The 7,300-nt window shown below is 39.4% G+C and carries 6 protein-coding genes; all 6 read left to right on the top strand.

The genetic code is table 11. The features are described 5' to 3' along the window. Positions 1 to 715, top strand: a 715-nt coding sequence (locus RAO94_03155) for a formylglycine-generating enzyme family protein (GenBank protein ID MDP8321333.1), incomplete at its 5' end; no start/stop codon positions are given. 252 nt (positions 716 to 967) lie between these two features. Further along, on the top strand, positions 968 to 2,956 hold the full coding sequence (locus RAO94_03150; protein MDP8321332.1) for an SUMF1/EgtB/PvdO family nonheme iron enzyme: 1,989 nt from the start codon (positions 968 to 970) through the stop codon (positions 2,954 to 2,956). A gap of 212 nt (positions 2,957 to 3,168) precedes the next feature. Next, positions 3,169 to 5,163 carry an SUMF1/EgtB/PvdO family nonheme iron enzyme gene (locus RAO94_03145; protein MDP8321331.1) on the top strand — a complete coding sequence of 665 codons (1,995 nt, stop codon included), beginning with the start codon at positions 3,169 to 3,171 and terminating at the stop codon, positions 5,161 to 5,163. Positions 5,164 to 5,465: 302 nt separating this feature from the next. Beyond that, positions 5,466 to 5,774: a nucleotidyltransferase domain-containing protein gene (locus tag RAO94_03140; GenBank protein ID MDP8321330.1), complete on the top strand. Its 309-nt coding sequence runs from the start codon at positions 5,466 to 5,468 to the stop codon at positions 5,772 to 5,774. Next, a complete protein-coding gene (locus tag RAO94_03135) occupies positions 5,771 to 6,154 on the top strand; it encodes a HEPN domain-containing protein (GenBank protein ID MDP8321329.1) in 384 nt (127 codons plus the stop codon). The genes RAO94_03140 and RAO94_03135 overlap by 4 nt, the downstream gene beginning before the upstream one ends. Before the next feature lie 393 nt (positions 6,155 to 6,547). Beyond that, on the top strand, positions 6,548 to 7,300 hold a 753-nt coding region (locus RAO94_03130; protein ID MDP8321328.1), incomplete at its 3' end, for an SUMF1/EgtB/PvdO family nonheme iron enzyme.

Here is a 7,300-nt window from a genome sequence, read left to right as displayed (position 1 = left end):
TAAAGGTATGGTTTTTGTGAAGGGTGGGTCATTCCAGATGGGCAGCAATGATGGTTATAGTAATCAGAAGCCGGTTCACAGTGTTACTTTGAGTGATTTTTATATTGGGAAATATGAGGTTACTCAAGGTGAATATGAAGCTTTGATGGAGAAGAATCCTTCCAAATTTAAGGAATCAGGTAAAGATGCTCCTGTAGAGAAGATTAACTGGTTTAATGCAGTGGAATTTTGCAATAAACTGAGTGATAAAGAAGGTCTTGAACGCTGCTATACAGTTTCAGGATGGAGTGTAACATATGATTTTAATGTCAATGGCTACAGGTTGCCTACAGAAGCGGAATGGGAGTATGCAAGAAGGGGAGGTAATAAAAGTAATGGCTATATATATGCCGGCAGTAATGATATTGACAGAGTGGCGTGGTATAGTGATAATTCGGGAGGTAAAACGCATAGAGTTGGTGATAAACTGGCTAATGAGCTTGGTATCTATGATATGAGTGGCAATGTTCGCGAGTGGTGTAATGATAGGTATGGCGATTATAATAGTAATTCACAGGCAAACCCGCATGGACCAAATTCGGGTGAAGACACAGTGTGTCGGGGTGGTAGCTTTAGCGAAGATGCTAAAGGTTGTCTTGCATCTCATCGCCACAAGGATGGCCGTGGCTTCAACCGCACCGACCTTGGCTTCCGCCTTGCCCGTAGTTCAAAATAGGATCAGGATTTACGGGGAGTATAATTGAAAATTGAAAATGAAAAATTGAAAATTCAATGTAATGGAAGTATTATAAGCAACGAATAGCCTTCGCAAGCTTACGGCTCATCAAGACAAAACGAACTATTTATATTTTCTTACATTTTTTCGCGTACTTTTAGCGGATTTCGCGGTTTATAAATTTTATCTTGCAGAAAAATGTCTGGATTTAATATTCGAACAAATTTGAGAATGTGTATTTTGGGGGGGTAGATGACAAGTGGTAAATATTTAGTTTTTATTTTGTTAATAGGGCTTTCAATTAGTATTTTGGCAGGTCAGGAATTAAATCAGCTTTCTATTGTGGGTAAGGCAACACTGGCTACTGGTGAGATAGTGCCTGGTGATAAACTGGATGCTAATAAAAATCAGGCAGCTCTGGTTTCTTTTATTACTGATCTGGAAGTAGATATGGATTTTCGTCCCTGGAACGGGGCTGTGGGTAAGATCACTAATCCGGCAATGGGTAGATGGAATGTGTATGTGTCACCAGGAGAAAGGGCTATTGATGTGCATGCTGAAGGTTTTGAGCCTTTGAAAGTAGTGCTGGCTTCCTTTGGGATAAACAGCATAAAATCCGGTGATGTTTACCATCTGAAAATTACTGGTGATATGAAAACGCAGGAAGTTCCCGTTATGATTAACTGTAACCAGTCTGGAGCAAAGGTGATCGTGGATTGTGAAGAAGTGGGCAGCACAATCAATAAAATGCTGGCAACTAAGTTAAATCCAGGTGAACGAAAAATACGTATAGAAAAAGAAGGATTTGCCAGTCAGGAAATCAGTGAGGATGTGTCACTTACTAATTATTCTTTTCATTTTGATCTGGTGCTAGCGATGCCGGCAGTTGTGAAAATAACTTCTGATCCTGAGGGAGCGACAGTTACTATTGACGGTAATATGAAACTGGGTGTAACTCCGCTGGAAAGCTTCTATGATGCTGGTACTTATGCTATTCGGATAGAAAAAGAGAACTATGAAACTATTAATGAGCAGATCACGATATCTGAACCAAAAACGGAGAAACAATATAAGCTGACTGATATCAGGGCAACCCTGACAGTGAAAACTCATCCTAATGCGACTATCAATTTTGAAGGTGAGAGTTATAAAGGTGGAGTTTCCAATCAGAAAGTAGCACCTCAAGTATTAGAAATTGAGGTAACGATGCCCAAAGCGGAAACTATAAAGCGCGTAATTGCCCTGAAACCTAAAGCGGAAGAGATAATTGAGATGTATCCGGAAGTGCAGACTGGTGTGATCCAAGTGATGTGCATTCCCACAGATGCAAAGATAGAGCTTACGGGAGATGCCGGAGAGCATTTTAATTCAACTGGCAGGAAGACTTTTACTGATGTTCCAGTCGGGAAATATAAACTGATAGTAAGTGCTGATGGCTACAAAACTCACAAAGAGGAATTTCGTTTGACTGCAGATGAAACTATACAAAAGCAAGTTACTTTAGAAGAGGGGAGTGATGTCCCTGAAGGTATGGTTTTTGTGGAGGGAGGCACTTTCCAGATGGGTAGTGCAAGTGGTGATGATGATGAAAAACCGGTGCATAGTGTGACTTTGAGGGATTTTTATATTGGTAAATATGAGGTAACTCAGGGTGAATATGAATCTGTGATGGGCAAAAATCCATCCGAGTTTAAGCAATCAGGAAAAGATGCTCCTGTTGAGCTGGTTAGCTGGAATGATGCTGTGGAATATTGCAATAAACTGAGTGATAATGAAGGTCTGCAGATGTGTTATTCTAGCAAATTATTTGGGTTTAATAAGTGTGATTTTAATGCAAATGGCTATAGGCTGCCTTCGGAAGCTGAGTGGGAATATGCAGCGGAGGGTGGTAATAAAAGCAAGGGCTATAAATATGCTGGAAGTAATGATATTGGTAGTGTAGCCTGTTATGATTATAATTCAGGCAGTAAAACTCATCCTATAGGTGGTAAGCAGGCTAATGAGCTTGGGATTCATGATATGAGTGGCAATGTTTGGGAATGGTGCTGGGATCAGTATGGAGATTACAGCAGCGGTTCGCAGAATAATCCGAGGGGCTCATCAGCGGGCTCTTACCGTGTGGGTCGGGGTGGTAGCTGGAACTACAATGCCAGTAGCTGCCGGACTGCTAATCGTCGCAGCTACTTTCCTGGCTTCAGCTACTTCAACCTCGGCTTCCGCTTAGTCCGCAGTTCAAAATAGGATTAGGATTAAGGAAATTGTCTGAATCAGGATTTATGGGATTGAAGATATTTACATGATTTTTTGTGAGTAGTAATATTGAGCGAAGATAGGATTTAGGTATAGCTACTGATTCTTAACTTAATAGCTTGTCTGGGAAAATAAATGGCTTGCGGAAAAATGTCTGGATTTAATATTCGAACAAAATTGAGAATGTTTATTTTGGGGGATGGATGATAAGTAATAAATATTTAGTTTTTATTTTGTTAATAGGGCTTTCAATCAGTATTTTGTCAGGTCAGGAATTAAATCAGCTTTCTATTGTGGGTAAGGCAACCCGGGCAACTGGTGAGATTGTGCCTGGTGATAAACTGGATGCTAATAAAAATCAGGCAGCTCTGATTTCTTTTATTACTGATCTGGATGTTGATATGGATTTTCGTCCCTGGAACGGGGCTGTGGGTAAGATCACTAATCCGGCAATGGGTAGATGGAATGTTTATGTATCACCTGGTGAACGTGCTATTGATGTGCATGCTGAGGGTTTTGAACCTTTGAAAGTGGTGCTGTCTTCTTTTGGGATAAATAGTGTAAAATCCGGGGATGTGTTTCATCTGAAGATAACAGGAAATAAATCTATTACAATATCAATTATTGCTGATCCCAATGGCGCAGAGAAGTGGCTGGATGGTGAATTGCTGGGTACAGAAGATACATATACAATCAGCAAGGGCGAGCATCTGCTGGAAGTGAAGAAGAGCGGGTATATGGATTATACAAAGACCATTACAGTAGAAGAGGAGCAGGTGCTTTTCAGGGATATAGTATTAAATGAAATAGAGCCAGTAATGATCACGATGAAATCAGTGCCCGATGGAGCTGATATCAATATTAATAATGTAAATGAGGGCATAACCAACAAGCAGTTATTTAAATTTCCGGGGAAATATAATTTACGACTGTCAAAGGATAAATATGACCAGATTGAAGAGGAAATCACTGTAATCCAGGAGGGTGATAACGTTTTCGATTATACTTTGGTAAGTAATACTTCAGTACTTACTATTAACACGATACCGTCTGATTGTGCTATCCTGATCAATAATCAGGAATTAAGTGGAAAGAGCAAAGAAGTTTCTGCCGGGATGTATAAAGTGGAAGTGAAGAAAGAAGGATATTATGCTGAAACCCGCACAGTGACAGTGATCAAGGGAAAAGATAAAACAGAGAGCTTTGAATTGAGTCAGAAATTCGGTAAACTTCAATTTGTAGTGGAGCCGATGGAAGCAAATGTTACTTTATCTAAAGGTAATAATACTGTGCAAAACTGGAAAGGTTCCAAATATCTGCGCGAACTGGCAATTGGTAAATATGCAATTTCTGCAAATTGCAAGGGCTATCAGAACCAGACTAAGCAAATTGAGATAGATGTGGATGCTACTACAGAGGTGAGCATTTCTTTGCAGCCAGAGACAGCATACAATAATACATCTTCCAGAACCGGCAAGAGTTTGGTAGGAATGGTTTTTGTGGAAGGCGGTACTTTCCAGATGGGGTCAAATGATGGAGAAAGTGATGAAAAACCGGTACACCGCGTGACAGTGAGTAATTTTTATATTGGCAGATATGAAGTAACTCAGGAGCTGTATGAATCTGTGATGGGAAAGAACCCTGCTAAGTTCAAGGAATCTGGCAAAGATGCTCCAGTTGAGCAGGTTAGCTGGTATGATGCTGTGGAATATTGTAATAAACTTAGTGATAAAGAAGGACTTGATCGCTGTTATAGTAGTTCTGGGACTAATATTAAGTGTGATTTCAATGCTAATGGCTACCGGTTGCCAACAGGGGCTGAATGGGAGTATGCTGCTCTGGGCGGTAATAAAAGCAAGGGCTATAAGTATGCTGGGGGTAATGACCTTAAACAAGTAGCCTGGTATTCTGATACTTCAGGAAGTAAAACTCATAGTGCTGGGGGAAAGCAGGCTAATAAGCTTGGGATTTATGATATGAGTGGAAATGTTTGGGAATGGTGCTGGGACTGGTATGGAGATTACGACAGCAGTAAGCAGAATAATCCGAGGGGATCGTCATTGGGTTCTGACCGTGTGAATCGGGGTGGTAGCTGGAACAGCTATGCCAGAGGCTGCCGCATAGCTTATCGCAGTTACTTCAGTCCTGGCTACAGCCGCAGCCGCATTGGCTTCCGCGTAGCCAGCAGTTCAAAATAGATCAGGATAAAGGAAATTGTCTGAATCAGGATTTATGGGATACAGATATTTTCAGGATTATTTGAGAGAGGGGAAAGAATAATTGAAAATGTAAAATGTAATCAACCATAGGCTGACAAGAATGTAAAATTAAATATAAGGCAAGAGCTGGCACGATCGCATATAACGAGTAATACTGGTTGTCAGAAGTTTTGTCCGAAGTACCTTTACAACTCCTGCTTAGTGGGGTAACTATTTTTTACTTGCAGAATAATGTTGATAAATAGAATATCGGATTAGTGATTATAAATTCGGGAGATATTATGGATAAAGAGCAAATACTGGGTAATGTTAAAGCTGAGATATGCCGTATTTTTCCCTCTGCAAAAGTGATACTATATGGTTCACGGATTAGAGGTGATAATACAGAATATTCGGATTGGGATTTTTTGATTTTACTGGAAGAGAGAATAAGCGATATAGAAAAAACAGAATTGATAGACAAATTGTATGATCTTGAACTAAAGATTGATCAGGTATTTAGTCCAATTATCCATAATATTGTTGAATGGGAAGGATTAGAGGAAACACCTTTTTACCAGCATGTCTTGCGGGAAGGCAAAGCTATATGAGCAGCAGAGATTTGATTACTTACAGGCTTAAGCGAGCAAAAGATACAATCCTTGAAGCTGAGAAGATGGCTGAAATGGAGCATTGGAATACCTGCATTAATCGCCTTTATTATGCCTGCTTCTATGCTGTGAATGCACTGCTCGCTGCAAATGAATTATTTAGTACAAAGCATAGTGGAGTGATGGGTCTTTTTAATTTGCACTTTATTAAAACTGGGATTATAGTAAAAAGCTCTGGGAGATTATTTAAGAAATTGTTTATATATCGTCAGCAAGGTGACTATGAGGATTTTTTTACAATGGATGGGACGGATATCTTGCCGTTAATTACTCAAACTAAGGAATTCGTGAGCAATATTGAGATGATATTACAGTTGTAATCTGTTCATCGCTGGGCTGGGTGAGGAAAGAATAATAGCAAATGTAAAATTAAATGTAATGTAAGATTTTAGCCACCATCCTTCGCATAAAGCTACGGCACGGCAGGCGGATTGCACGGATAAACACGGATAATGTAAGAATATTGTTTAGTGAACAGGGATCAGTGACTGGACACGACTGATGTTTCATAACTCCGTCTACTGTGTCCATATAAAGAGAATGCAATGTAAAAAAAAACTAAGTCAGGACTTTTGAACGGTACTCCGGATAAGAGTTCTGGACAGCTTGGACTGAAATTATGGTTATTACCTGCTGCCACACTTCCAGAGTACTGTTAGTGTTGCATGGGTAACTTAGATTTATGAATGAGAATTATTAAGGAGGGCATATATATGAGTAAGGCAATTAATGCGATAATAATGATTTTATTGTTAGGTGGAATATTGTATTGTGACAGTTATATCCAGGTGATAGCAGAGCCAGGGATCAGGGTCTTTCTGGATAGTGCATTTAAGGGAGAAACTAATTCTGCAGAAGAAGGCTTGATCATTGATAGCGTGTCAGCAGGAAGCCATAAGATAAAATTTGTGAGAACAGGATTTATTGAGCAGGAAGAAGAAATCAGTATTAAGTCTGGGGAAGTGTTTTCTTATACTGTGAAACCATTTATTCCAAAATTAAAGATAACTCAATCAGGAGAAGGTCAGGGCAATAATATTGTCCAGAAGTCAGGAACCCTTAAAATTCAATCTATTCCAGTAGCTATAAATATAGAAATAATCAGGTTGGGTATTGATGATGCCAAGGAAAAAGATGAGTGGCTGGCAGAATCTGTGCCTATAGGAAAATACAAGGCAATATTTACTAGGAATAATGATAATCTTGATTTTCAGGTAGAAATCAGTGAGAATAAAACTACACATTTAATGGTTAATATGTTTTCTAAAAAAGTAGAAATATTAAAGGAAAAAACGCGACATCCTTCCTCTGCAATTTTAGATAGAATATCTAAAGGTATGGTTTTTGTGAAGGGTGGGTCATTCCAGATGGGCAGCAATGATGGTTATAGTAATCAGAAGCCGGTTCACAGTGTTACTTTGAGTGATTTTTATATTGGGAAATATGAGGTTACTCAGGGTGAATAT

This window comes from Candidatus Stygibacter australis (genome assembly GCA_030765845.1).
Lineage (GTDB): Bacteria > Cloacimonadota > Cloacimonadia > Cloacimonadales > TCS61 > Stygibacter > Stygibacter australis.
Note: the sequence above shows the minus strand (reverse complement) of the source record. Positions and strands in the feature narration are given on the sequence as shown.

Bases quoted from the DNA above. Each gene is read 5' to 3' on its own strand.
- RAO94_03150 (MDP8321332.1), top strand. From the start codon at position 968: ATGACAAGTGGTAAATATTTAGTTTTTATTTTGTTAATAGGGCTTTCA.
- RAO94_03145 (MDP8321331.1), top strand. From the start codon at position 3,169: ATGATAAGTAATAAATATTTAGTTTTTATTTTGTTAATAGGGCTTTCA.
- RAO94_03140 (MDP8321330.1), top strand. From the start codon at position 5,466: ATGGATAAAGAGCAAATACTGGGTAATGTTAAAGCTGAGATATGCCGT.
- RAO94_03135 (MDP8321329.1), top strand. From the start codon at position 5,771: ATGAGCAGCAGAGATTTGATTACTTACAGGCTTAAGCGAGCAAAAGAT.